The organism is Collimonas fungivorans Ter331 (assembly GCF_000221045.1).
GTDB lineage: Bacteria > Pseudomonadota > Gammaproteobacteria > Burkholderiales > Burkholderiaceae_D > Collimonas > Collimonas fungivorans_A.
This window is the reverse complement of record NC_015856.1, coordinates 1223730-1247993: the sequence shown is the minus strand read 5'-3', so window position 1 is coordinate 1247993 and position 24264 is coordinate 1223730. Positions and strand designations below refer to the sequence as shown.

The following is a 24264-nucleotide window of genomic DNA, read 5'->3' as shown; positions in this document are numbered from 1 at the left end:
AAGTTCAGGCCCGCGCCTGCGACCAGCGCCGGTAGCGCCGCGTCAGCCGGCGCGTGCGGAACTGGTCGATGATCAAACTGAATAGCGCAGAATGGTTGCTCGCCGCGGAGCGACTGGCGCCTAACAGGCGCAAGCGGCGCTTGACCAAGGCCATGCGCGCCACCGCCGCCATGACTTGGTCCTTCCAGTCGACTTGCGGGCTGCTGGCAGCCTGGTCGCCGCCTGCCAGCCATTGCGCCGGCAAATCGGGCGCGATCGCCAGCGCCGTCGCCATGCCTGCCACCGCCACGCCGCTGGCCAGCACCCTTTCAGCAACTGCCTTGCGGCTGATGCCGCCGGTGGTCATCACAGGCATGTGGGCGACGGCAGCCAGTTCTTTGGCAAACTCCAAGAAATAAGCTTCGCGCGCCAAGGTACGGCCGTCCGCAGTGCGTCCTTGCATCGCCGGGCTTTCGTAGCTGCCGCCGGACAGCTCGACCAGATCTACCTGCAAGTCGTTAAGCCAGAGGAGGACTTGCCGGGCGTCGTCCTCGCTAAAACCGCCGCGCTGGAAATCGGCGGAATTGAGCTTTACTGCCACGCAAAATCCAGCCGGGGCCGCCGCCCGCACAGCGCGCACCACATCGAGCAGCAAGCGCGCCCGGTTTGCCAGGCTGCCGCCCCATTGGTCCTGGCGCTGATTGCTCAGAGGCGACAGGAATTGAGAGATCAGGTAGCCGTGCGCGGCATGGATTTCCACTCCGCTGAACCCTGCCCGCTCGGCGGCGGCGGCGCTGGCGGCAAAGCGCTTGATGACTTCCTGTATCTCGCCGTCGCTCATGGCTTTCGGCTGCACGAACAGCTTGCTGTGCTTGCCCATGTCCAGCGCCAGCGCCGACGGCGCCCACGCCATGCCGCCCATGGCGGCCATCACCTGGCGCCCCGGATGATTGAGCTGCATCCAGACCTGCGCACCCTTGTGCTTTGCCGCCTGCGCCCACCGTGCAAAGGGTTCCAGCGGCGTGTCCGCTTCCAGCACGATGCCGCCTGGCCCGGTCAGCGCACGGCCGTCGATCATGACGTTGCCGGTAATGATCAGGCCCGCGCCGCCGTCGGCCCAGGCGCGGTAAAGCCGGTGGATGGCGGCGCCGGGCAGTTGGCCGCTGTCGGCCATGTTTTCTTCCATGGCGGCTTTCGCCAGGCGGTTAGGCAGGACGCTGCCGTTCGGAAGTTGCAAAGATGAAAACATGGTTGAAGTCATGACGGGCACGCGGGAAAAGGAGGAAATACTGTATGCTAAGCTTGAAGTCAACTTGAAGGTCAAGCGATATGAAGATTGGTGAACTGGCGGACAAAACCGGCATGGCGGCCTCGGCCATCCGCTATTACGAGCAAAGCGGCCTGCTGCCCAAACCTGAACGCGGCGCCAACGGCTACCGCGACTATGCCGACGCCGCCATCGAACGTCTGCGCCGGATCCAGATGGCGCAAAGCCTGGGATTCTCGCTGGACGCTATCCGCAGCGTATTCGCCAGCAATGAAGAACTGTCGAAGGACGACCTGCTAAGCAAGCTGGATGGCCGGCTCAAGGAGATCGAGAAGCTTATGGACACCTTGCGTGAGCAGCACCAGCATCTCGGCAGCCTGCGCAGCACGCTGCAAGAATCCTGGGCAGAAGGAGAATGCCTGAACACCACCAGCCTGGTTAACGGCAAGCTGGCCGAGCAGTACTAGGCATCCTTGTATTCCGAATACTTGCGCGCATCCCCGCGCACTTTATCGGCAGGATATTTAAGCCGGTTGAGGACCATTTTTTCTGACACGGCTGCACGCAGATCGACATTGAGCTTATCGGCAAGCCGGACCAGGTAGACCAGCACATCGGCCATTTCATGCCGCACCTGCTGCAATTTGCCCGGGGCGAGTTCGTCGCCGCCGCCGGTCGGCAGCCACTGGAAATGCTCAAGCAGCTCCGCTGCTTCGACGCACAGCGCAGCCGACAAGTTTTTCGGGGTATGAAATTGATCCCAGTCGCGCTCGGCGACGAACTGGCGAACTTCTTCGCGCAAGCTGGCAAATTCACCGTTATCAGACTGTTCGACCATGGCAGCGCTCCGTTTTGAATTTCCACCATCATATAGGTAGGCGCAGCGGCAGGCAGCTGCTTTGATTGGCGTTGTGAATATCAATCCGACAAGCACTTTCGTCACCAGGCCCTACGTGATATAAGGTTAGTTGTTACCCTGCTTTCTGCAAGCTGCTCTCGATTGGTGTTTTGTGAACAGACGTGCCGCCGTTTAATGATGGACCCATCATCTCGGTAAGGATGCATATGGATATGAGCGTAAAAATCGGCGGGCAGCCGGAGGTAATCCGCCGGGTGACAAAAATCTATGCGCGCCTGTTAATCGCCGGCTTTGCGCTGTCGCCGGCCTTCCTGATCGCCTACCTGTATCTCTTCCAGGATCCTGGACTCAAATTCGAAGACCACCTGTTCCACGAAATCGCGATTGCCGCCGCGACTCTGGAGGGCATTTTTGTCACCTATGTCAGCTGGCGTTGCTACCTGTCGTCGGGAGAACCGCTGCTGCGCTGGCTGACCCTCGGTTTTTTAGGATTCACACTGATCTATGCCTTGCACGGCGTCTTCACCGGCATGGCGCACCACAATATCTGGCTGTTCCTGCTATACGGGCCGGCATCGCGCCTGGCGATGGCGATCCTGCTGCTGATCGGCTTGTTATCCTTCAACCAGGAACCCGACGCCCCCGAGCAGCGTATCAATCCGCGTCCATGGCGGATATGGATCGCGGCGTTTCTGCTGACCGATATCGCGGTGGCGTTCATCGCCTATTCGGCGATTGCCGGCAGTCCCGCGGTGCGGCTGACAATGGAAGGCGGCGCGCTGTTCTTCTCGGCAGTCAATATCATCCTCATGCTGGCCGGGCGCATCCGCTCGCCGCTGATGACGATCTTCGGCATTTCGATCGTCCTGTTCGGCTTGTCGTCGCTGGCGTTCATTCTCGGCAAGCCGTGGAACCATATGTGGTGGCTGGCCCACGCCATCTTCGCCGGCGGATTTTTCTTCCTCAGCTACGGCATCATCCAGGCGTTCCACACCACCCGTTCATTTTCCAGCATCTACAACCAGGAAGAAATGGTGAACCGGCTGGCGATGGCGATGGTGCGGACCGAAAGCGCGCTGCAAGAACTGCAGCACAGCAACCGGATGCTGGAGCACCTGGCTTCGACCGACCCCTTGACCGGCGCCTCCAACCGCCGCCATTTTATCGAACGGGTGGATGCGGAAATCGCCAGGTCCAGGCGCGACAACCTGTCGTTTTCCCTGCTCGCCCTCGACCTGGATAATTTCAAGGCCATCAACGACCACTACGGCCACCAGGTTGGCGATGAGGTGTTGCAGGGTTTTGTGCAGAAGTGCCTGGAAGAGATCCGCCCCTATGACAGCGTGGCGCGCATGGGCGGCGAGGAATTCATGGTCTTGCTGCCGCAAGCCACGCTGGAGGTAGCGGTGGCAATCGGCGAGCGCATCAGGTCAGCCACGGAAAATGCCGTGTTCGACAGCATCGTCATGCCCAAAGTGATACTCACGGTCAGCATCGGCGTATCGCAGTTCGGCCGCGACGGCAACACCATCGACACGATTTTCCGCGCTGCGGATGAGCGCCTCTACCGCGCCAAGGACCAGGGCCGCAACTGCGTGATTACGACATAAGGCAGCAGCGCCCTAACCTGTCTGCCCAACTCAGCCGGCGCCGGTGTTGCGGTATCTGCCTATGCCGATACCGAATATGCTGGTTTGATGGCTCTTGTTTTTGACTATCCGCAGCTTTTTGCTAGGATCCAGTAGCGTAAACCGCTCCCTGATGTCTGCTTCGCTCGGCAGTGAATTGGCGCGCCACCGGATGATATCGATGCCGGCTTTTTTCAACGCCTTGTATTTTCTTTCGTCGTCTTTGCTGACGCTCTTGCTGTTGTGATTTCTGTTGTCTATCTCGATCACCGCGACCACATCGCTGGCTTTATCACAAATCACGAAATCCAGGTTCTTTGCTGTCAGGCTGTCGAGACCGGCGCTGTCCTTGGTGCCCAGGCAACGGCTGAGCCCGACTTGCGCCAGCACCATGTGGTCCGGCAATGCACCGACCAGCCGCCAGTACATGATCTGCTCGTTGTTCGACATCGGTTTCTTCTTGATGTATTCGCGACGCTTCTGCAGCTTCGCCTGCTTCTCCCGGGTAACCACAGCAATCACAGCCATGATAATGAGCGTTAGCACCGTAAGTGCAATGATTGCTTTCATTATTCAGTTCCTCTAGTTGAGTGCAGCGGCCATTATATTTCTATATGGAAATATAATGAAGCCAAAAATGCAGCGCGTATGCGTGGCTTATCGCGATCCTAAGCGAAAGCGCAGCGCCGGCGCAATCGGCAAAAGGCGGAAATTGAAGGAAAAACTGGCCGGGGTGGAGATACCGCCATGCCGAGAGACAGGCGGCAAAGAAAGAGCAAAACCACGGCGACAGACATGTTGTCCATCCAGCCCTGCCAGCTCGCCGAGCTGACAGTAGCTGATTGTAATCGACCGTATTTACAGGCCGGAATTACTCGCTCAAACCGAAAATCGCATCGTAGCCATTCTTGGCGCGATCGGCTTCTTCCAGTTCATTGCTCAAACCCAGGTCTTCCAGCTCTTCCGCCGCATTGGTGAATTGCTTGCTGCTGGAGGCGCCGATGACACGGTAAATTTCCTGTTTTGCATTGCGGATGCCGAGCAATATCTGTTCTTGCCTGACGACGTTCAGTTCTGTCGACGTGATCAGCAGATTGGTCATGATGTCGTGATCGAACTCGGGGATGTCTTTATCTCCGATTAGTGCTGTTTTCAATCTGTTCCTCTTGTCTTTATGGATAAATTTTGCCGCAAGTGTGCGATTTTACTAGGTCTGGCGCTTTGCCGTCATGCGTCCCGTGAAGCGCCTCGCGTTGCATCGGGGCGGGCTTCACGGAGCGGCTTCCAGTTTACTCCTGATGGTAACGGGTCACCAGCTCGACTTCGCTTTTCGAACCGAGGAACACCGGCACCCGCTGGTGCAGTTTCTCCGGCTGGATATCCATGATCGCCTGCTTGCCGTCAGTAGCGGCGCCGCCGGCCTGCTCGACGATGAAGGCCATCGGGTTGGCTTCGTACATCAGGCGCAGCTTGCCTGGCTTGTCCGGTTCACGCGCATCGGCCGGGTACATGAAGATGCCGCCGCGGTTCAGGATGCGGTGGACGTCGGCCACCATCGATGCGATCCAGCGCATGTTGAAATCTTTTTGACGCGGGCCGGCGCTGCCTGCCAGCATCTCGTTGACATAACGCGTGACCGGAGGGTGCCAGTGGCGGGCGTTGGATGCATTGATCGCAAATTCCTTGGTCTCGGCCGGGATCTGCATGTCGCGCTGGGTCAGCACCCACGAACCCATTTCACGGTCCAGCGTAAAGCAGTGCACGCCGTTGCCGGTGGTCAGCACCAGCATGGTTTGCGGGCCGTAGACGGCATAGCCGGCAGCGACCTGCTTGCGGCCTGACTGCATGAAATCCTGTTCGGTCGGCGATTTCATGCCGTCCGGCGCTTTCAGCACCGAGAAAATGGTGCCGATCGAAACATTCACGTCAATGTTGCTGGAGCCGTCGAGCGGATCGAACAGCAGCATGTATTCGCCTTGCGGATAGCGGTTCGGAATCGGGTGTATCGATTCCATTTCTTCCGAAGCCATGGCCGCCAGGTGGCCGCCCCATTCATTGGCTTCCAGCAGGATTTCATTGGAGATGATGTCCAGTTTTTTCTGCACTTCGCCTTGCACGTTTTCGCTGTCGGCGCTGCCCAGCACTTCGCCCAGCGCACCCTTGCCGACCGCGTGGCTGATGGTTTTGCAGGCGCGTCCAACCACTTCGATCAGCAGGCGCAGCTCGGCCGGAATGCTGTTGTGCAAACGTTGTTGTTCGATCAGATGCTGGGTAAGACTAATACGTTTCATATTGCTCTTTCTTGGTTGTGGCTTTCACCGTCGATGGCGGGAGCAAACCCGCCGTCGGCAGTGAAATTGCAAAAATCAATTGGCGAGTGCCTTGCCGATGACTTCCAGTACGTCCTTCGATAGGTCAGGCGCCGCCGCGACACGCTGCAAGGCCGCGCGCATTTTTTCCTGCAGCGCCGGCGCATATTTGCGCCAGCGGTCCAGGCTGCGCGCCAGGCGTGCCGCCACTTGCGGGTTGACGCCGTTGAGGGCGATCACCTGATCTGCCCAGAATTCGTAGCCGCTGCCGTCGACCGCGTGGAAGTTCACCGGATTGCCGCTGCAGAAACTGAAAATCAGGCTGCGTGCGCGATTCGGGTTTTTCAGCGTGAACGCCGGATGTTCCGACAAGGCGCGGATCGCCGCGACATCGGCAGTGTAGGCCGTGGCTTGCAAGGCGAACCATTTGTCGATGACCAGCGCCTCCTGCGCGAAATCCTCGTAGAATTTTTCCAGGGCGGCGGCCTTGCCCGGCGCGCTGCTGTTGGTCAGAGCGACCAGCGCGGCCAGGCGGTCGGTCATGTTATTGGCGTTGTCGTATTGTTGCTGCGCCAGTGCGTGCGCAGCTTCGTCGTCGGCCTGGATCAGGTACGACAAGGCGACGTTCTTCAACGCGCGTTTGCCGGACGCTTCCGCATCCGGGCTGTATGCACCCGGAGTCTGGTTGGCGTGGTAGGCCGCCAGCAGATCGTCCTTGAGCGCCTGCCCCAGTTTGCCGCGCAGGTACTGGCGCGATGTGTGGATTGCCTGCGGGTCGATCACCTCGGTCTGCTCGGCCAGCAGTGTTTCCGACGGCAGCGTCAGGGCCAGCTCGCGGAAAGCGGCGTCGAGCGCTGCATCGTTGAGTATCAGGCCGAATGCCTCGCCCAGGGCGCCGCTGTTGGAGGCGGCGTTGTTCAGGACGTCTTGCAGCGCCACCACATGGCCCGCTTGCGATGCATCCTGGACTGCCGCGGTCAGCACCAGCAAGCTGCGCGTAGCGAGGCGCTGGCCGGCTTCCCAGCGATTGAACGGGTCGCTGTCATGCGCCAGCAGGAAAGCCAGCTCGGCATCGCTGTATTCGACGTCCAGCACCACCGGCGCTGAAAAATTGCGCAGGATGGACGGCACCGGCTGTTCGGCGACTTCGACGAAACGGAAGGTCTGCTCGGCTTTGGTCAGCTCCAGCACGCGGGTTGTCTCAGTATTGGCTTTGCCTTTGCCGTCCGCCTGCAAACGCAGCGGCATGTCCTTGCCCTTGCTGTCGAGCAGGCCGACTGCAACCGGAATGTGGAACGGCAGTTTCTTGGCCTGGCCCGGTGTCGGCGCGCAAGTCTGCGTCAGCGTCAGTTCGTAGGTTTTCTTGGCGGAGTCGTACTTGCTCTGCACTCGCACCCGCGGCGTGCCGGCCTGGCTATACCAGCGCTCGAACTGGCTCAGGTCGCGGCCGTTGGCGTCCACCATCGCGGCGCGGAAATCGTCGCACTCGACCGCTTGTCCGTCATGCCGTTCGAAGTACAGGTCCATGCCTTTGCGGAAACCGTCGCGGCCGAACAGGGTCTGATACATGCGCACCACTTCGGCGCCTTTTTCATAAATCGTGACGGTGTAGAAATTGTTGATTTCAACATAGGAGTCGGGCCGCACCGAGTGCGCCATCGGACCCGCATCTTCGGGAAACTGGGCCTGGCGCAAGACGCGCACGTCGTCGATGCGCTTGACGGCGCGGCCGCTGTCGGTGCCGACCATGTCCGCCGAAAACTCCTGGTCGCGGAATACGGTCAGCCCTTCTTTCAGCGACAGCTGGAACCAGTCGCGGCAGGTGACGCGGTTGCCGGTCCAGTTATGGAAATATTCGTGGCCGACCACTGCTTCGATATTGGCGTAGTCGACATCGGTAGCGATGCGCGGATTGGCCAGGACGTACTTGGTGTTGAATATGTTCAGGCCCTTGTTTTCCATCGCGCCCATGTTGAAATCGCCGACGGCGACGATCATGAAGCGGTCCAGGTCGAGCTCCAGGCCGAAGCGCTCCTCATCCCAGCGGATGCTGTTGATCAGCGAATCCATGGCGTGCTGGGTCTTGTCCAGGTTGCCGTCTTCGACCCATACCTGCAGCAAGACTTCGCGGCCGGATTTCAGCGTGTATTTTTGTTCCTGGCAAACCAGATTGCCGGCCACCAGCGCGAACAGGTAGGACGGTTTCTTGAACGGGTCTTCCCACTTGGCGTAGTGGCGGCCATCCGCCAGGTCGCCTTCTTCGATCAGGTTGCCGTTCGACAGCAGCACCGGATATTTCTTCTTGTCGGCGCGCAGCATGACGGTGTATTTGGCCATCACGTCGGGACGGTCGGGGAAATAGGTGATCTTGCGGAAACCTTCCGCTTCGCACTGGGTGAAGAAATTGCCGTTGGATACGTACAAACCCATCAGCGAAGTATTTTTTTCCGGGCTGGTCAGCGTTTCGATTTCCAACACCACCTTGGCCGGCGCCGAGGCAATGCGCAGCTTGCCGGCCTCCAGCTGGTACTGGCCAGGTTTCAATTGTTTGCCGTTGAGGCGCAGTTGCACCAGTTCCAGCTCTTCGCCGAACAGGACGATTTCCTTGCTGCCGCTGGCCGGATTGCGCCGCATCGTGATGCGGGTGGCGATACGAGTGGCTGCCGGATCAAGGTCGAAGCCCATGTCGACGGTGTCGACCAGGAAGGCGGGAACGGTGTAATCCTTACGAAGAACGGTAGTTGGCGTGGCGGAGGTGTCTGTGCGCATAGGATGGTGTGGAGTGACGGTTGATAACGACGGTTGATAACTATGGTTGGTAACTACAGTCGGCAACTAAGCCGGTCTGCCAAGGATCGCTTGGCGGCCTGCTTAATAACGTGGCTGGTCAGTCTCAATAATTGGGGCAGACTGTGATTCTACCAATCAAAGCGCAAAGCATCATGCAATTTGCAGCGGATTGCCAGTCCATGAGCAAGTTACCGATAGCAAATTGCAAATAAGCCCCCATTGGTGGAATTCGTTTAAAATTAGCATAAATGCACCATTTTGATGCGCCAGCCTGCAAACCCTGCTCTTCCGCTGACGGGCAGCGACAAGCGATAGAGCAGCACTATGAAGACTTGGCTAGAATGGTGACAGTCCAGCTGCCGGCGCCAGGTACTGCCAAACAGGCAAGCTACTGGAGCGGCCTGCAATCCCCCACCAAGAGGAATCACAATGAAACGCATCATCACTCTCTGTTTGGCCGCATTCACATTGCTGCTGGGCGGTTGTGCCACGGTCATCCGCAGCGACGTCACCGCTTTCAACGAATGGCCGGCCGATTTGCCGAACAAATCCTATGTGTTCGAACATACGGCGGCACATGAGAACGACCTGGAATACCGCAATTACGAGAACCTGGTGCGGACCGAACTGCAACGCCTGGGATTTGTGCAGGCCGACGGCGGCTCGCCGCAACTGAAGGTCGCGCTCAATTACGGCATTGCCGCGCGCGACGTCCATGTGGTCGAGCCGGTGGTGGCGGACCCCATGTGGTACGGCCCTTACGGACCTTACGGCTGGGGCCGCCCAGGCTTCTACAGCCCGTTCTACGATCCGTTCTGGTACGCACCGCAAGTGGTGGGCCAGCGCGAATACAACTTCCAGCTGTTCCAGCGCCGCCTGAACATTGCTATCACGCGCGCCGCCGGCGGCCAGAAACTGTATGACGTCACGGTCACCAGCGAAGGCAAGATGAATTCCTTGCCGGCCGTGATGCCCTACCTGGTGCGCAGCGCATTCACCGATTTCCCGGGAAAGAGCGGCGTGCCGCACCAGGTTGAACTGAAAGTCGAAGACCAGAAATAAAAGCCTGCAGGTTTACGGAAAAACGGCAAAACGGCCTGTGCTCCCCAGGGACCACAGGCCGTTTTTTATCGGATGCCGGGTCAGCTATAAAACCATTCGCTGGCAAACGTGATGAAACCGATCAGGATGACCGCCAGCACCAGCACGATCAGCAGGCGGCCGAACTTGGGTGAACCCTCGCTGCCGCTGGGCTGCTCTTCCGGATGATTCATCGGATTCTGCACATCCGGCCGCTGTTCCAAAGGATCATTCATGCATGCCTCAGGGGATCAGGATGGTGGAGCCGGTGGTCTTGCGCGACTCCAGGTCGATATGCGCCTGCGCCACGTCTTTCAGGGCATAACGCTGGTTGATTTCAATCGTGACCTTTTTGCTGTCGACCATCTGGAACAGGTCGGCCGCCGCGGCATCGAGGTCGGCGCGGCTGGCGATATAGCTCGGCAGCGAAGGCCGGGTAATGGTCAGCGAGCCGCGCGACGCCAGTTCGTTCAGGCTGAACGGCGGCACCGCGCCGGAAGCATTGCCGAAACTGACCATGGTGCCAAGCGGCGCCAGGCTGTCCAGCGAACCGATGAAAGTGTCCTTGCCGATCGAATCGTAGACCACCGGCACGCCCTTGCCGCCGGTGATTTCACGTACCCGCTCGACGAAATTCTCGGTCTTGTAATTGATCACATGGGCGCAGCCCGCCGCTTTCGCCAGCGCCGCTTTTTCGTCCGAACTGACTGTGCCTATCATGGTCACGCCCAGCGCCCTGGCCCACTGGCTGGCGATCAGGCCGACGCCGCCGGCAGCGGCATGGAACAAGATGGTTTCGCCGCCGCGTAAAGGAAAGGTGCGGCGGAACAGGTACTGCACCGTCAAGCCCTGCAGAGTCATCGCGGCGGCGGTATCGAAACTGATGGAATCAGGCAATTTGACCAGGAACGCGGCAGGCATCACGCGTGCCTCGGAATAAGCGCCATTGGGACGGGTGGCGTACGACACCCGGTCGCCCACCTTGACATACTGCACGCCGGCGCCGACCGCTTCGATCACGCCGGCGGCTTCCTGTCCCAGTCCGCCCGGCAAGGGCTGAGGATACAGGCCGCTGCGAAAATAGACGTCGATAAAATTCAGACCGCAGGCGACATGCCGTATCCGCACTTCGCCCGGTCCCGGGTCACCGACTTCGACGTCGACATATTCCATCACTTCCGGGCCACCGGTCCGCGACATCCTGATTGCTTTTACCATGATTGCTTTCACCTCCAAATATTGCGCCAAACTGCCGCTTTTTTAATTGTTATTACTGTTTTCAATCCCTATGATTTCTTTTTCGAAATCAGATAAATACCCGCCAACACCAGTCCGGTACCGGTCAGCTGAATCGCCGTCACCGGTTCCGCCAAAATCAATGCCCCCAGAAACAGGGTGGAGACCGGCCCTACCATGCCGGCCTGCGCCGCAGTCGCAGGACCGATGCGCGCCACTGCGACCATGGTCAAGAATACCGGCAGCACAGTGCAGAACACGGCATTGATGACCGACAAACCATACACGGCCGCCGGCTGCTGCAACAGGATCGGCCACGGCCGCAACAGCAGGAACTGCACGATGCATGCCGCGCACGATACGCACATTGCATACGCCACCAGCCGCATCGCCCCGACCCGGCTCACCAGTTCTCCGGAGAGCATCAGGTACAGCGCATAGCTGATTGCCGCTCCCAGCACCAGCGCACTGCCCAGGCCGACATTCGATCCGCCCAGGCGCACATCGTGCAGGAACACCAGCACCGTGCCCAGGTAAGAAATCAGCAGGGCCGCCCACTCCAGCCAGGTAACCCGGCGCCGATAAAACAGGAACGACATCAACAGCACGAACGAGGGCGTCAAGAACAGAATCAGGCGCTCCAGTCCGGCGGAAATATACTGCAAGCCGAGGAAATCAAGAAAACTCGACAGGTAATACCCAATCAATCCCAGCACCACGATCCGCATCCGGTCCTGGTTCGACAGCGGCGCTTCGCTGCGCGCCTTCCACAAAGCCACTGCGGCAAACAGGGGTAAGGCGAACAGCATGCGAAACGTAATCAGCAATACGGCATCGACCGGATAGCGATAGATCAGCTTGGCGACGATGGCCTTGGCAGAAAACAGGATGGCACCGGCAACTGCAATTGCCAAGCCGCCAAGAAAAATCTGGCGACTGCCAGGCTGTAACTTACCGCTCATTGCTTGCCCGTGATTGAATTGTAATGGGTATGTGAAGATCGCGTTGCTAAGGCAATGGATAGGAAAAATGCGGTCTCCTGCCGTTGCCTGAAAACGCGATCGTTGGTGATGGCGAATCTCGCTTATTTTTTTACTTCTTTTTCAGCAAAGATCCCAGCACGCCGCGTATCAGTTCGCGCCCGACCTGCGATCCGATGGTGCGCGCAGCGGATTTGACCACCGCCTGCACCACGCTGTCCTTGCGCCCTGAGCCGCCGCCGAGTAGCCCGCCCAGCACGCTGCCCCACGAGCTGCCGCCGGCGCTGCCTGCAGCGTCCGCAGCGGCATCGGCGCCGTCCTTGCCAGCCGGAGCGGCGGCAACGCGCCCTTTCAGCTTTTCATACGCGGATTCGCGATCGACCGCGGTTTCATAGACGCCGGCGACGATCGACGCTGCAATCAGCTGCTTGCGTTCGTCGTCGCTGACCGGCCCGATCTGCGAGGCCGGCGGCAGGATGAAGGCGCGCTCGACGATGTTCGGCCGCCCCTTCTCGTCGAGGAAAGACACCAGCGCCTCGCCGACGCCGAGTTCACTGATGATCTGCGCGGTATTCAATTCAGGATTGGCGCGGAAGGTATCGGCGGCGGCCTGCACTGCCTTCTGGTCGCGCGGTGTGTACGCCCGCAGCGCATGCTGTACACGGTTGCCCAGCTGGCCAAGCACGGTGTCAGGGATATCCAGCGGATTTTGCGTGACGAAGAACACGCCGACTCCCTTGGAGCGGATCAGGCGCACCACCTGCTCGATCTTTTGCAGCAAGGGCTTGGGCGCTTCGCTGAACAGTAAATGGGCTTCGTCGAAGAAAAACACCAGCTTCGGTTTCTCCAGGTCGCCGACTTCCGGCAGGCGCTCGAACAGTTCCGACAGCATCCACAGCAGGAAGGTCGAATACAGGCGCGGCGCGTTCATCAGCTTGTCGGCCGCCAGGATGTTCACCACACCCTTGCCGTTGCCGTCGGTCTGGATCAGGTCGTCGATGTTGAGCATCGGCTCGCCGAAGAATTGCTCCCCGCCCTGCTCGCCGATGCCGATCAAGCCGCGCTGGATGGCGCCGATGCTGGCGGCGGAAATATTGCCGTATTCGGTCTGGAAGCTGGCGGCGTTATCGCCGACATGCTGCAGCATCGCCCGCAAATCCTTCAGGTCCAGCAGCAGCAAGCCATTGTCGTCGGCAATCTTGAACACCAGCTGCAACACGCCCTGCTGCGTATCGTTGAGGTTGAGCATGCGCGCCAGCAGCAACGGCCCCATGTCGGAGATGGTGGCCCGCACCGGATGCCCCTGCACGCCGTACACATCCCAGAAAGTCACAGGCGTAGCGGCCCATTTCGGTTCGGCCATGCCGAGTGTCTGCAGCCGTTGCTTGAGCTTGTCCGACGCCGCGCCGGCCTTGGCCATGCCGGACAGGTCGCCCTTGACGTCCGCCATGAAAACCGGCACGCCGCTGTCCGACAGCGCTTGCGCAATCACCTGCAGGGTCACGGTCTTGCCGGTGCCGGTGGCGCCGGTGATGCAGCCATGGCGATTCACCAGCGCAGGCAGGAGCGCCAGGTCGTGCTGGGCGTTTTTGGCAATCAGGAGGGGATTTGACATGGTTTGGCAGACGTTTTAAGTGGATTTCAATGGATTTCAAGAAAGTGCAATATGGTAAAATTGCGCTTTGATTATAGCTAACTCAAGCAAGAAAGAACCATCATGGCTGGACACAGCAAATGGGCCAATATTAAGCACAAGAAGGCCGCCACCGATGCCAAGCGCGGAAAAATCTGGACTCGCCTGATCAAGGAAATCACGGTTGCGGCCCGCATGGGCGGCGGCGACATCGACGCCAACCCGCGCCTGCGGCTGGCGGTTGACAAGGCATCCGACGCCAATATGCCGAAGGATAACGTAACCCGCGCCATCCAGCGCGGCAGCGGCGGCCTGGAAGGCGTCAACTATGAAGAAGTGCGCTATGAAGGCTACGGCATCAACGGCGCCGCCATCATTGTCGATTGCATGACTGACAACAGAATCCGCACCGTGGCCGAAGTGCGTCACGCGTTTTCCAAGTTCGGCGGCAACATGGGCACCGAAGGTTCCGTGGCTTTCATGTTCAAGCATTGCGGCCAGCTGCTGTTCGCACCGGGCACCAATGAGGACGCCCTGATGGAAGCCGCGCTGGAAGCCGGCGCCGAGGACGTCATCACCGACGACGAAGGCGGCATTGAAGTTATTTCCGCACCGCATGATTTTGCCGCGCTCAAGGGAGCGCTGGAAAAATCCGGCTTCAAGGCCGAGATGGCGGAAATCATCATGAAGCCGGCGACCGAAACCGTGTTCGCCGGCGACGATGCGATCAAGATGCAAAAGCTGCTCGACGCCCTGGAAAACCTGGACGACGTGCAAGAAATCTACAGCAACGCAGTAATCGAAGACTGACGCGGACGTTATAACCTTATGAAAATTCTCGTAGTGGGCTCTGGCGGCCGTGAGCATGCCCTGGCGTGGAAAATCGCCCAATCACCGCGTATCCAGACCGTCTTCGTGGCGCCCGGCAACGGCGGCACGGCGCTCGACCAGCGCCTGGAAAACATCAACATCACCGATCCGGCCGCGCTGGCCGATTTTGTCGAGCGCGAACATGTCGCGCTCACCGTGGTCGGCCCGGAAACCCCGCTGGCGGCCGGCATCGTGAATATTTTCCGCAATCGCGGCCTGAAGATTTTCGGACCGACGCGGGAAGCGGCGCAGCTGGAAAGCTCCAAGGATTTCGCCAAGTCGTTCATGCAGCGGCACCACATCCCGACCGCTGAATACCAGACCTTCTCGGACGTCGGCGCCGCCCACCAGTACATCGACCAGAAAGGCGCTCCTATCGTCATCAAGGCCGACGGCCTGGCTGCCGGCAAGGGCGTGGTAGTCGCCATGACCGTCGAAGAAGCGCACGGCGCGGTCGACATGATGCTGTCCGATAATCGCCTCGGCGACGCCGGCGCGCGCGTGGTGATCGAAGAATTCCTGGCCGGCGAGGAAGCCAGCTTCATCGTCATGGTCGACGGCAAGAACATCTTGCCGCTGGCCACCAGCCAGGACCACAAACGCCTCAAGGATGACGACCAGGGCCCGAACACCGGCGGCATGGGTGCTTATTCGCCGGCGCCTATCGTGACGCCGGCGCTGCACGCCCGCGTCATGCGCGAAATCATCACACCCACCGTGCAAGGCATGGCCAAGGACGGCATTCCGTTCAGCGGCTTCCTGTATGCCGGCCTGATGATCGACGACAAGGGCAATCCAAAGACACTGGAGTTCAACTGCCGCATGGGCGATCCGGAAACCCAGCCTATCATGGCGCGTCTCAAGACCGACCTGCTGACAGTGATGGAACACGCCGTCAACGGCACGCTGGACACGATCGAGCTCGAGTGGGACCGCCGCACTGCGCTCGGCGTGGTGATGGCCGCGGCCGGTTATCCCGACGCTCCGCGCAAGGACGACCTGATTACCGGGATTCCCGCCGAGACAGTCGACACCGTGACCTTCCACGCCGGCACCACCCTGAACGGCGAGCGCCTGACCACTGCCGGCGGCCGCGTGCTGTGCGTGGTGGGTCTGGGCGACAGCGTCAAGATGGCGCAGAAGCAAGCCTACAACGTGATTGACGCGATTCATTTCGACGGCGCGCAGTTCCGCCGCGACATCGGCTGGCGGGCATTGAAGAAGCATGCCTGATCGGGCGGCCGGCTAGCATTTTTTGGAATATCCAGTTGGGGCCAGCGGTTTTCGTCAGGCAAGGACGGACAACCCTGGCCCCAATTGACTAAACAAGATCCACTACATCACCCCACGATGAGCTCAAACATCACAGCCGGCAATCCGGCCAGCGCCGTCAAATCCTATCTGCTCGACCTGCAGGCGCGCATCGTCGCAGCGCTGGAGCAGATCGACGGCAAGCCGTTCGGCAGCGACCAGTGGCAGCGCGCCGAGGGCGGCGGCGGCAACTCGCGCATCATCGAAGAAGGCAATGTGCTGGAGCGCGGCGGCGTCGGTTTCTCGCACGTAATGGGCAAGAGCCTGCCGCCGTCGGCGGCCGCCAACCGTCCCGAGCTGGCCGGCCGCCAGTGGGAAGCGATGGGCGTGTCGCTGGTGATGCATCCGCGCAACCCGTTTGCCCCTACCGTCCACATGAACGTGCGCTTCTTCATCGCCAGCGCAGAAGGCCAGGAACCGGTCTGGTGGTTCGGCGGCGGCATCGACCTGACGCCGTATTACGGTTTTACGGAAGACGTCGAGCATTTCCACCGAGGCTGCCGTGATGCCCTGGCCCCTTTCGACGACGGCGCCGAGCCGAAACTGTACCCGCGCTTCAAGCAATGGTGCGACGACTACTTCTACCTGAAGCACCGCAAGGAACCGCGCGGGGTCGGCGGCATTTTTTTCGACGATTTCAACCAGCTTGGCTTCGAACAGAGCTTCGCCATGATGCAAAGCGTCGGCAATGCCTTCATCCCGGCATATGCCCCGATCCTGGCACGGCGCAAGGATATTCCCTACGGCGAAACCGAGCGCGATTTCCAGGCATATCGCCGCGGCCGTTATGTCGAGTTCAATTTAGTGTATGATCGCGGCACTTTGTTCGGTCTGCAATCCGGAGGGCGCACCGAGTCCATCCTGATGTCGATGCCGCCCGTGGTCAAGTGGCGTTATAACTGGCAACCGGCGGCAGGAAGCCCTGAAGCCAGGCTGTACACCGATTTTCTGATCCATCGCGAGTGGGTGTGATGGGCAGCTCTCCTATGACATCTAGCCAGATTTCTCGTCCCAGGCCATGCATTGCAGTGCTCGGCGGCAGTTTCGATCCGGTCCATAATGGCCATGTCGCGCTGGCGAAGTACTTTGTGACCTTGTTGGCGCCGGACGAATTGCGGGTGATTCCTGCCGGCAACCCGTGGCAGAAACATGGACTGGAAGCCACGCCGGAACAGCGGGTGGCGATGGTGGAGCGCGCATTCAGCCAGCAAAGCGTGCCCCTGGTCATCGACCAACAGGAAATCCGGCGGCAAACCGCGACGTATACGATAGATACGCTGCAAGCCTTGCGGGCGGAACTGGGGCCGCAGGCGTCCATCGTGTTCCTGATGGGGGCCGACCAGCTGCAGCACTTGAACACCTGGCAAGGCTGGGACCGCCTGTTTGACTATGCCCATCTGGGCGTTGCTTCGCGGCCCGGGTTTGCCATGGACGAATCGCAGGTTCCAGCCGAGGTCACGCGCGAATTCACACGCCGCGCTGCTACCCCGGAACAGATTCGCCAGAGCGCGCACGGTTTGACTTACCTGGCGAAAAACCTGGCTGTAGACATTTCGGCAACGGAAATTCGTGCCGCGCTGCACAATGCAAAACGACCCGACACGCTGGTCCCGGCAGCAGTACTGGACTATATTGAACAACATCATCTCTATAAGAATTAAATGGATATCAAAAAACTACAAAGTCTCGTCATCGATGCACTCGAAGACGTCAAAGCCCAAGACATCCGCGTCTACGACACGGTCCACCTGACCGGCCTGTTCGACCGAATCGCGATTGCTTCCGGCACCTCCAACCGCCAGACCAAGGCGCTGGCCGCCTCGGTGCGCGACAAGGTCAAGGAAAACGGCGGCACCATCCTCAGCGTCGAAGGTGAAGACACCGGCGAATGGGTGCTGGTCGACATGGGCGATATGGTGGTCCACATCATGCAGCCGGCGATCCGCGCTTATTACCGCCTGGAAGAAATCTGGGGCGATAAGGAAGTCAAGTTCGGCGCTGCCAAACGGCTTTCCACCCAGACGGCAGCTGAAGAAGCAGCGCCGAAGAAGGTTTCGCGCCACCTGACTACTTCGCAAGCATTGAAGGCGGAAGACGAAACACCGAAGAAGGCTCCTGCGCGCAAGAAACCGGTCAAGACTGACGGCGCCAAGAAGGCAGTCGGCAAAACCATCAAGGTAGCGCCGTCGAAGAGCTCGATCCCGCCGAAAAAGACAGCAGCGCCAAAAAAGGCCCCGGCCAAGAAGCCTGCCGTCAAGCGTGCTCCGGCCAAAAAAGCAGCTGAATAAGCTGCTGCATCCCTAGCCTCCCCCCATGCAGCTCATCATCGCTGCGGTCGGCCATAAAATGCCGGCATGGATAGAAAGCGGATTCGGCGAGTATGCGAAACGCATGCCGCCGGACTGCCGCATCGTCCTCAAGGAAATCAAGCCGGTCGAACGTTCCGGCAGCAAGACCGCGGAAACCGCCATGGCGCTGGAACGCAGCCGGATCGAAGCGGTGCTGCCGAAAGGCGTGCGCATCGTCGCCCTCGACGAGCGCGGCAAAGACCTCACCAGCGTCCAGTTATCGCAGCAGCTGACCCAATGGCAGCGCGACGGGCGCGATGTCGCCTTCATCATCGGCGGCGCCGACGGCCTCGATCCCGAATTCAAGGCCGGCGCCGACAGCCTGCTGCGCATTTCCAGCCTGACGCTGCCGCACGGCATGGTCAGGGTGCTGCTGGCGGAACAGCTCTACCGGGCCTGGTCGATTACCCAGAATCATCCGTATCACCGGGTTTGATTGTTCCCGAATTTGCCCCCGAATTTTCCCCTCGATAATTGCACCCCAATAAGTCCTCGATATGCCCCCAATCCGCAGCTAACTCTGCAATAATCGCTGGAATTATCAGACGACGCATCCGCCGCAGCCGCCAGCAATGAAAAATCCTTACCAGAAAATCTACCTTGCCTCAAAAAGCCCGCGCCGGCGGGAGCTGCTGCGGCAGATCGGCGTCGCATTCGAATTGCTCTTGCTGCGCGACCAGACGCCGCGCGGCCCCGACGTCAGCGAGGAAGTCTTGCCGCATGAAGCGCCGCAGGCCTATGTCGCCCGGGTGACCATGGAAAAAGCCCGCGCCGCGCAGCAGATGATGGTTTGGCGCAGCCTGCCGGTGCGGCCTATCCTGGCCGCCGACACCACGGTCACGATCGACGGCCAGATTCTTGGCAAGCCGGCCGATAAAGCCGAAGCCGGCGCCATGCTGCGGCGCTTGTCGGGACGCAGCCACCAGGTCCTTACCAGCATCGCCGTCATCCATGGCGAACAATCCTGGCAACTCACGCAGGTTTCGGATGTCTTATTCCAGGAGCTGACCGAGGCCATGATCGAAGCCTACTGCGACACCAGCGAGCCTTACGACAAGGCCGGCGCTTACGGCATCCAGGGACCGGCGGCGATTTTCATCGAAAGCATACGCGGCAGCCATTCAGGCATCATGGGCTTGCCTCTTTTTGAAACCGCGCAACTATTACAACAGGCAGGCATCCGCATTTTATGAGCGAAGACATCCTCGTCAACATCACCCCCCAGGAAACCCGTGTCGCCCTGATTTTCCAGGGCGCGGTGCAGGAACTGCACATCGAGCGCACCTTGTCGCGCGGCCTGGCCGGCAATATCTATCTGGGCAAAGTGGTCCGGGTGCTGCCCGGCATGCAATCGGCATTCATCGATATCGGACTGGAGCGCGCGGCCTTCCTGCACGTCGCCGACATCTGGGAAACCCGTGCCCACGACGGCCAGGCCGCCCAGCAGACGCCGATTGAAAAAATGCTGTTCGACGGCCAGTCGCTGACCGTGCAAGTGGTGAAAGATCCGATCGGCACCAAGGGGGCTAGGCTCTCAACCCAGATTTCGATCGCCGGCCGCATGCTGGTGTACCTGCCGCAAGACCGCCATATCGGCATTTCGCAGCGGATTGAAAACGAAGCCGAGCGCGAACTGCTGAAAGACAAGGTGCAAAAGCTGCTGCCGCCCGAGGAAAAAGGCGGTTTCATCATCCGCACCATGGCCGAAGATGCTTCCGAGGCCGACCTGCAGATGGACATCGAATATCTGCGCAAGACCTGGTCATCCATTACCCAGCTGGCGAAAAGCAAACCGGCGCCGACCTTGCTGCACCAGGACCTGAGCCTGGCGCAGCGCGTGCTGCGCGATTTCGTCAACGACGAAACCACCACCATCCAGGTCGACTCGCGCGAGAATTTCCAGAAACTGCAGGAGTTCGCCGCCACCTATACGCCGTCCGTCACCGCGCGGCTGACGCATTACACCGGCGAACGGCCCTTGTTCGACCTGTACGGCGTAGAAGAAGAAATCCAGGAAGCTCTGAGCCGGCGCGTGCCGCTCAAGTCCGGCGGCTACCTGATCGTCGACCAGACCGAAGCCATGACCACCATCGACGTCAACACTGGAAGCTTCGTCAACGGCCGCAATTTCGACGACACGATTTTCAAGACCAACCTGGAAGCGGCACACGCTATCGCGCGCCAGCTCAGGCTGCGCAACCTGGGCGGCATCATCATCCTCGATTTCATCGACATGGAGAATGGCGAGCACAAGAGCGCCGTGCTGGCCGAACTGCACAAAGCCCTGCTGCGCGACCGCACAAAAAAATCGGTATCGGAGTTTTCCGCGCTGGGCCTGGTGGAAATGACCCGCAAGCGCACCCGCGAATCGCTGGCGCACATCTTGTGCGAACCCTGCCCCGCCTGCAACGGCAAGGGCCAGGTCAAGACCGCGCGCACCATCTGTTACGAAATCCTGCGCGAAGTCTTGCGCGAAGCCAAGCAGTTCAACCCGCGCGAATTCCGCATCCTGGCGTCGCAGGTGGTGGTCGACATGTTCCTCGAAGAAGAATCCCAGCATCTGGCGATGCTGGGCGACTTCATCCGTAAACCGATTTCCCTGCAGGTGGAAACGGTTTATCCGCAGGAGCAGTACGACATCATCCTTATGTAAGGTTTACATGAATAACCCTTCACCGACTTCTCCTGCTACCGCCGACGATTCTTTCCACATCGCCTTCTGCGTCGACGACCATTATTGCCGCAGCATGGGAGCGACGATCGCCTCCATCATCGCCAACAGCCCCGGCGTGACGTTCACCTTCCATGTGTTTGCCTTTGCGCTGTCCGAAGACAACCGCAAGCGCTTCAAGCAGCTGGAGCAGATGTACCAGCTCAAGACGCACGTGCACATCATCGATCCGGAGGTATTCAAACCGTTCGCGCACATCTCGCAGTTCTCCTACTATTCGCCCACCATCTTCACACGCCTGCTGATTCCATCGACCTTACGCGGCATGTGCGACAAGGTGCTTTACCTGGATGCGGATATCCTGTGCGTCGGCAGCATGGCCGAGCTGCGAGACATGGATTTCGGCGACAGCGCGGCGATTGTCGTGCCCGATGCCGATGAGACCACCCGCAGGCGCTGCGCGGCCTTGCAGTTATCGTCGCAAAAATATTTCAATTCCGGTGTGATGTACATGCATGTCGAGAACTGGATGACGCAGGAAATCACCGAGAAGACCATTCTCGCCATCCTGGAAAACGGCAAGGAATACAGATTCCCCGACCAGGATGCGCTCAACGTGGTCCTGGAAGGAAAGATCCGCTACATCGACAGGAAATGGAATTTCCTCTACGACCTGATCCATGACCTGGAAAAGGACAAACGCCAGATGCGCGATATCGGCGCAGTAGTCTTCATCCATTTCGCCGGCGCGGTGAAACCCTGGAACGACTGGTGTTTGCATGCTTCCACGGCCTTGTTCGTGAAATACCAGGCGCTCTCCCCCTGGGCCGACCTGGCGCTTGACCCGGCGCCAAGGAACTATAAAGAAATGAGGATGTATTCCCGTTTCCTGATGAAACGCGGCCAAGTGCTGGACAGTTTCAGGTGGTACATGAAATACCTTTCCGCCAGGTAAATATGTGCGAAAAGTAACAAAAAGTGAGAACCTCACCGGCCATCCAGGCGGCCGGTTATAATTTCTGCAACTCATCGTTTACATAGCCTTAACCGATCCAACAATGGCAATAACCAGCTCTCATCTCTTGATATGCCGCACCGATAATATCGGCGACGTCATCCTGACATTACCCATCGCCGCTTTTCTGAAGCAGCAATATCCGGCCCTGAAAATCAGTTTTCTGTGCCGGGCTTATGCCGCACCGGTCGTCAAGCAATGCCGGAGCATAGATGAGGTAGTGGAACTGGAAAGTTTCCTGCTGGATCCTTCCGCGTATTTCGCTCACGCTAACGTCGATACCATCATATTGGCGCAGCCGAACAAACGCCTTGCGGTCATAGCGTTCAAAGCCCGCATCCGCAACCGTATCGGCAACGCGCGCCATAAGCTGTACCAGATGCTGTATTGCAACCGCCGGGTACGATTCAAGAAAGGGAATTCCGAGCATCATGAAGCGCAATTCAATTTTGAATTCCTGCGCCCGTTCGGCTTTGACACGATCCCCGAACTGCCTGTCATTTCAGCCCTGTACGATTTCGACGTCCCGCAGAATCCTGAAATAAACCAGCTGCTCCAGCCATATCGCTTCAATCTGATCCTTCATACAAAATCGAACGGCCATGGGCGCGAGTGGCCCATCAAGCACTACGCGACGCTTGCCCGGCAGTTGAGCCAATACCCGGATACCCATCTGTGGCTGACCGGCAGTGCCGCCGAAGGACAGTGGCTAGCCGAGCACGCCGAGGAATTGCTGGAATTGCAGAATGTAGGCAACCTGTGCGGCAAGTACACCTTAGACCAGCTCAGCTCGCTGATTAACGCCGCCGACGGCTTGATTGCAAGCGGCACCGGTCCGCTCCATATCTCTGCCGCCCTGGGCCAGCGCACGCTCGGCTTGTTTCCGCCGACGCGCCCGATGCATCCGGGGCGCTGGGCGCCGCTGGGAAAACGGGCGCAAGCCCTGTCCCTGCCGATCAGCTGCGCCGGTTGCAAGGATAGCAAGGCCGCGACTTGCGCCTGCATGGAAAACATCACCCCTGAAAGTGTCGCCGAGATCGTTTTGCGATGGCGGCAAGAAGCGTTGGCGGAAAAATTCTCCAGCCTGGCTATTTCCGCTATTTCTGATTAAGAACCGCGATCACCTGAGCCACCGTAATCGCTTTCACCCAGTCTCGGCGGTTTGCAGTGGTGATCACGATGCTATTCTCCTTATCGATCGGCGCCCACTCCGGATTTTTCTGGCGCATCAACGCAATCACCGGCACTTGCACTGCGTTCGCCAAGTGCATTACCGCGGTTTCAACCGAGATGATCAGGTCGCACTCGCGCAGCATTGCCGGCAGCTGGAAAAAATTCTCCTGCGCGCTGAACAGCTGCAAGCGCTCAACCGCGTGGCCGTCGAAGAATGTCCTGGCTTGCGCCATTTCTTCCGGCACCACGTTGACGATAAAACGGGTGTCTTTCCAGCTGTCTTGCGCTCTTATCGCCGCCACCAGTTCGACCACCCGTTCCAGCGGCCAGCAACGCTTGCGGGTCTTGGCGTAGGGATTGATGAAAACCAGCTTGGCCGGATTGGCGGATTGTCGGCGGTCGCGCTCAAAACCCCACAGCTTCAGCTGTTCCTGCGCATACCGGCTCCATTGATCCGGGATGCGTACGAAAGGCTGGCGTGACGTTGCTGCGCTGTCCATGCCGAACAAACGATGGAACCAGGCCGCATATACCTCGCTGATATGCACTCCCCGCTGCGCCACGCGGTCAGGATCAAAAGCGGCATCCAGTTTGCGGTAAGCCAGGCGTTTATGCAGCGCGAGGATGCCGGCCGGTTTTTTCATTCCGGCTACAAAACCTTGCGGACTGATCTGGCGCGCCAGCGTCGCATACATCGGCGGCCTCAAGGTCGACAGCGACACCACCAGCGGGTATTGCTGTTTTTGCGCCTCTACGATTGATTCTTCAAACAGCGCGGGACTATAGGTCTGCCGGTAGATCTTGGCGACAAAAGGACATTCCGCCAGCCAATCATACAAGGCATATTTCTTCAGGAAGGGCCATGCTGCGGTGTTCTTGGTGCGGCGCACTTCATCCACCCATATATGGATCTTGATATGCGGGTAGGCTTGCGCAAAGGCTTGGAAACAATTTTGCAGATAAGTGAAATCGCCGAGGGCAAGATGGGCGATGAACAGGATTTTATCTGTTTTCTTTAATATTTCGGCCGGAACGAGTTGTGCTGTCATGGGATTTTCTTGTGATTTTTTCTCAGACGATATTTTCAGCGGGAGCAGACCGGCGGTCTCAGGCAA

The 24264-nt window shown here is 59.2% G+C and carries 24 protein-coding genes; 13 read left to right on the top strand and 11 right to left on the bottom strand.

All coding sequences use genetic code 11. The features are described 5' to 3' along the window. Positions 1 to 4 precede the first annotated feature (4 nt). Positions 5 to 1228 carry an NADH:flavin oxidoreductase/NADH oxidase family protein gene (locus CFU_RS05525; RefSeq protein WP_041741359.1) on the bottom strand — a complete coding sequence of 408 codons (1224 nt, stop codon included), beginning with the start codon at positions 1226 to 1228 and terminating at the stop codon, positions 5 to 7. A gap of 80 nt (positions 1229 to 1308) precedes the next feature. Between CFU_RS05525 and CFU_RS05520 the strand changes: the two genes are divergently transcribed. Further along, a complete protein-coding gene (locus tag CFU_RS05520; RefSeq protein WP_014005052.1) occupies positions 1309 to 1713 on the top strand; it encodes a MerR family transcriptional regulator in 405 nt (134 codons plus the stop codon). Here CFU_RS05520 and CFU_RS05515 read toward each other — a convergent pair. Next, positions 1710 to 2084 carry a nucleotide pyrophosphohydrolase gene (locus CFU_RS05515; protein ID WP_041741358.1) on the bottom strand — a complete coding sequence of 125 codons (375 nt, stop codon included), beginning with the start codon at positions 2082 to 2084 and terminating at the stop codon, positions 1710 to 1712. The genes CFU_RS05520 and CFU_RS05515 overlap by 4 nt on opposite strands. A gap of 227 nt (positions 2085 to 2311) precedes the next feature. On the opposite strand from CFU_RS05515, the gene CFU_RS05510 reads away from it, so the two are divergent. Beyond that, positions 2312 to 3715, top strand: a complete 1404-nt coding sequence (locus CFU_RS05510) for a GGDEF domain-containing protein (protein WP_041741357.1) — start codon at positions 2312 to 2314, stop codon at positions 3713 to 3715. Between the two features lie 30 nt (positions 3716 to 3745). Here CFU_RS05510 and CFU_RS23205 read toward each other — a convergent pair whose 3' ends face one another. From CFU_RS23205 to pepN, 4 genes are all read right to left on the bottom strand, one after another. Next, positions 3746 to 4261: a DUF2726 domain-containing protein gene (locus CFU_RS23205; protein WP_050808482.1), complete on the bottom strand. Its 516-nt coding sequence runs from the start codon at positions 4259 to 4261 to the stop codon at positions 3746 to 3748. Between the two features lie 343 nt (positions 4262 to 4604). After that, positions 4605 to 4889: a hypothetical protein gene (locus tag CFU_RS05500; RefSeq protein WP_014005048.1), complete on the bottom strand. Its 285-nt coding sequence runs from the start codon at positions 4887 to 4889 to the stop codon at positions 4605 to 4607. Positions 4890 to 5022: 133 nt separating this feature from the next. After that, on the bottom strand, positions 5023 to 6024 hold the full coding sequence (locus CFU_RS05495) for a class 1 fructose-bisphosphatase (protein ID WP_014005047.1): 1002 nt from the start codon (positions 6022 to 6024) through the stop codon (positions 5023 to 5025). A 75-nt stretch (positions 6025 to 6099) separates the two neighbouring features. Beyond that, complete coding sequence (gene pepN, locus CFU_RS05490; RefSeq protein WP_014005045.1) at positions 6100 to 8811, bottom strand: aminopeptidase N; 2712 nt, start codon at positions 8809 to 8811, stop codon at positions 6100 to 6102. Between the two features lie 450 nt (positions 8812 to 9261). On the opposite strand from pepN, the gene CFU_RS05485 reads away from it, so the two are divergent. Next, positions 9262 to 9894 carry a DUF4136 domain-containing protein gene (locus CFU_RS05485; protein ID WP_014005044.1) on the top strand — a complete coding sequence of 211 codons (633 nt, stop codon included), beginning with the start codon at positions 9262 to 9264 and terminating at the stop codon, positions 9892 to 9894. Between the two features lie 80 nt (positions 9895 to 9974). Here CFU_RS05485 and CFU_RS24800 read toward each other — a convergent pair whose 3' ends face one another. The 4 genes from CFU_RS24800 to CFU_RS05470 form a co-directional block, all read right to left on the bottom strand. Then, complete coding sequence (locus tag CFU_RS24800) at positions 9975 to 10148, bottom strand: hypothetical protein (protein ID WP_014005043.1); 174 nt, start codon at positions 10146 to 10148, stop codon at positions 9975 to 9977. 7 nt (positions 10149 to 10155) lie between these two features. After that, positions 10156 to 11130, bottom strand: a complete 975-nt coding sequence (locus tag CFU_RS05480; RefSeq protein ID WP_041743030.1) for a quinone oxidoreductase family protein — start codon at positions 11128 to 11130, stop codon at positions 10156 to 10158. A gap of 68 nt (positions 11131 to 11198) precedes the next feature. Further along, positions 11199 to 12110 carry a DMT family transporter gene (locus tag CFU_RS05475; RefSeq protein ID WP_014005041.1) on the bottom strand — a complete coding sequence of 304 codons (912 nt, stop codon included), beginning with the start codon at positions 12108 to 12110 and terminating at the stop codon, positions 11199 to 11201. A gap of 130 nt (positions 12111 to 12240) precedes the next feature. Beyond that, complete coding sequence (locus CFU_RS05470; protein WP_014005040.1) at positions 12241 to 13743, bottom strand: helicase HerA-like domain-containing protein; 1503 nt, start codon at positions 13741 to 13743, stop codon at positions 12241 to 12243. A gap of 102 nt (positions 13744 to 13845) precedes the next feature. Here CFU_RS05470 and CFU_RS05465 point away from each other — a divergent pair, with 102 nt between their 5' ends. From CFU_RS05465 to CFU_RS05420, 10 genes are all read left to right on the top strand, one after another. Beyond that, complete coding sequence (locus tag CFU_RS05465; RefSeq protein WP_014005039.1) at positions 13846 to 14571, top strand: YebC/PmpR family DNA-binding transcriptional regulator; 726 nt, start codon at positions 13846 to 13848, stop codon at positions 14569 to 14571. An 18-nt stretch (positions 14572 to 14589) separates the two neighbouring features. After that, complete coding sequence (purD, locus tag CFU_RS05460; RefSeq protein WP_014005038.1) at positions 14590 to 15864, top strand: phosphoribosylamine--glycine ligase; 1275 nt, start codon at positions 14590 to 14592, stop codon at positions 15862 to 15864. 117 nt (positions 15865 to 15981) lie between these two features. Further along, positions 15982 to 16914, top strand: coding sequence for an oxygen-dependent coproporphyrinogen oxidase (gene hemF / locus CFU_RS05455; RefSeq protein WP_050808480.1), 933 nt, complete (start codon positions 15982 to 15984; stop codon positions 16912 to 16914). A gap of 14 nt (positions 16915 to 16928) precedes the next feature. Further along, positions 16929 to 17603, top strand: a complete 675-nt coding sequence (locus tag CFU_RS05450; protein ID WP_190275225.1) for a nicotinate-nucleotide adenylyltransferase — start codon at positions 16929 to 16931, stop codon at positions 17601 to 17603. Then, positions 17604 to 18230: a ribosome silencing factor gene (gene rsfS, locus CFU_RS05445; protein WP_014005035.1), complete on the top strand. Its 627-nt coding sequence runs from the start codon at positions 17604 to 17606 to the stop codon at positions 18228 to 18230. 25 nt (positions 18231 to 18255) lie between these two features. Further along, positions 18256 to 18726, top strand: coding sequence for a 23S rRNA (pseudouridine(1915)-N(3))-methyltransferase RlmH (rlmH, locus tag CFU_RS05440; RefSeq protein WP_014005034.1), 471 nt, complete (start codon positions 18256 to 18258; stop codon positions 18724 to 18726). Between the two features lie 136 nt (positions 18727 to 18862). Further along, positions 18863 to 19483, top strand: a complete 621-nt coding sequence (locus CFU_RS05435; RefSeq protein WP_014005033.1) for a Maf family protein — start codon at positions 18863 to 18865, stop codon at positions 19481 to 19483. Next, positions 19480 to 20943: a ribonuclease G gene (rng, locus tag CFU_RS05430; RefSeq protein ID WP_014005032.1), complete on the top strand. Its 1464-nt coding sequence runs from the start codon at positions 19480 to 19482 to the stop codon at positions 20941 to 20943. Before CFU_RS05435 ends, rng begins: the two co-directional genes overlap by 4 nt. A gap of 7 nt (positions 20944 to 20950) precedes the next feature. Continuing rightward, positions 20951 to 21916 (top strand): glycosyltransferase family 8 protein, encoded by a 966-nt coding sequence (locus CFU_RS05425; protein ID WP_014005031.1) that lies wholly within the window; start codon positions 20951 to 20953, stop codon positions 21914 to 21916. 349 nt (positions 21917 to 22265) lie between these two features. Beyond that, positions 22266 to 23087, top strand: coding sequence for a glycosyltransferase family 9 protein (locus CFU_RS05420; RefSeq protein ID WP_238531406.1), 822 nt, complete (start codon positions 22266 to 22268; stop codon positions 23085 to 23087). Here the strand turns inward: CFU_RS05420 and CFU_RS05415 are convergent. Continuing rightward, positions 23074 to 24198 carry a glycosyltransferase family 9 protein gene (locus CFU_RS05415; RefSeq protein ID WP_041741356.1) on the bottom strand — a complete coding sequence of 375 codons (1125 nt, stop codon included), beginning with the start codon at positions 24196 to 24198 and terminating at the stop codon, positions 23074 to 23076. The two genes, CFU_RS05420 and CFU_RS05415, sit on opposite strands and share 14 nt — an antisense overlap. Positions 24199 to 24264 lie beyond the last annotated feature (66 nt).

What these genes read in the sequence shown, in the direction of transcription:
- CFU_RS05525 (WP_041741359.1), bottom strand. Translation starts at nt 1,228, where the DNA reads ATGTTTTCATCTTTGCAACTTCCGAACGGCAGCGTCCTGCCTAACCGC.
- CFU_RS05520 (WP_014005052.1), top strand. Translation starts at nt 1,309, where the DNA reads ATGAAGATTGGTGAACTGGCGGACAAAACCGGCATGGCGGCCTCGGCC.
- CFU_RS05515 (WP_041741358.1), bottom strand. Translation starts at nt 2,084, where the DNA reads ATGGTCGAACAGTCTGATAACGGTGAATTTGCCAGCTTGCGCGAAGAA.
- CFU_RS05510 (WP_041741357.1), top strand. Translation starts at nt 2,312, where the DNA reads ATGGATATGAGCGTAAAAATCGGCGGGCAGCCGGAGGTAATCCGCCGG.
- CFU_RS23205 (WP_050808482.1), bottom strand. Translation starts at nt 4,261, where the DNA reads ATGGCTGTGATTGCTGTGGTTACCCGGGAGAAGCAGGCGAAGCTGCAG.
- CFU_RS05495 (WP_014005047.1), bottom strand. Translation starts at nt 6,024, where the DNA reads ATGAAACGTATTAGTCTTACCCAGCATCTGATCGAACAACAACGTTTG.
- pepN (WP_014005045.1), bottom strand. Translation starts at nt 8,811, where the DNA reads ATGCGCACAGACACCTCCGCCACGCCAACTACCGTTCTTCGTAAGGAT.
- CFU_RS05485 (WP_014005044.1), top strand. Translation starts at nt 9,262, where the DNA reads ATGAAACGCATCATCACTCTCTGTTTGGCCGCATTCACATTGCTGCTG.
- CFU_RS24800 (WP_014005043.1), bottom strand. Translation starts at nt 10,148, where the DNA reads ATGAATGATCCTTTGGAACAGCGGCCGGATGTGCAGAATCCGATGAAT.
- CFU_RS05480 (WP_041743030.1), bottom strand. Translation starts at nt 11,130, where the DNA reads ATGGTAAAAGCAATCAGGATGTCGCGGACCGGTGGCCCGGAAGTGATG.
- CFU_RS05475 (WP_014005041.1), bottom strand. Translation starts at nt 12,110, where the DNA reads ATGAGCGGTAAGTTACAGCCTGGCAGTCGCCAGATTTTTCTTGGCGGC.
- CFU_RS05470 (WP_014005040.1), bottom strand. Translation starts at nt 13,743, where the DNA reads ATGTCAAATCCCCTCCTGATTGCCAAAAACGCCCAGCACGACCTGGCG.
- CFU_RS05465 (WP_014005039.1), top strand. Translation starts at nt 13,846, where the DNA reads ATGGCTGGACACAGCAAATGGGCCAATATTAAGCACAAGAAGGCCGCC.
- purD (WP_014005038.1), top strand. Translation starts at nt 14,590, where the DNA reads ATGAAAATTCTCGTAGTGGGCTCTGGCGGCCGTGAGCATGCCCTGGCG.
- hemF (WP_050808480.1), top strand. Translation starts at nt 15,982, where the DNA reads ATGAGCTCAAACATCACAGCCGGCAATCCGGCCAGCGCCGTCAAATCC.
- CFU_RS05450 (WP_190275225.1), top strand. Translation starts at nt 16,929, where the DNA reads ATGACATCTAGCCAGATTTCTCGTCCCAGGCCATGCATTGCAGTGCTC.
- rsfS (WP_014005035.1), top strand. Translation starts at nt 17,604, where the DNA reads ATGGATATCAAAAAACTACAAAGTCTCGTCATCGATGCACTCGAAGAC.
- rlmH (WP_014005034.1), top strand. Translation starts at nt 18,256, where the DNA reads ATGCAGCTCATCATCGCTGCGGTCGGCCATAAAATGCCGGCATGGATA.
- CFU_RS05435 (WP_014005033.1), top strand. Translation starts at nt 18,863, where the DNA reads ATGAAAAATCCTTACCAGAAAATCTACCTTGCCTCAAAAAGCCCGCGC.
- rng (WP_014005032.1), top strand. Translation starts at nt 19,480, where the DNA reads ATGAGCGAAGACATCCTCGTCAACATCACCCCCCAGGAAACCCGTGTC.
- CFU_RS05425 (WP_014005031.1), top strand. Translation starts at nt 20,951, where the DNA reads ATGAATAACCCTTCACCGACTTCTCCTGCTACCGCCGACGATTCTTTC.
- CFU_RS05415 (WP_041741356.1), bottom strand. Translation starts at nt 24,198, where the DNA reads ATGACAGCACAACTCGTTCCGGCCGAAATATTAAAGAAAACAGATAAA.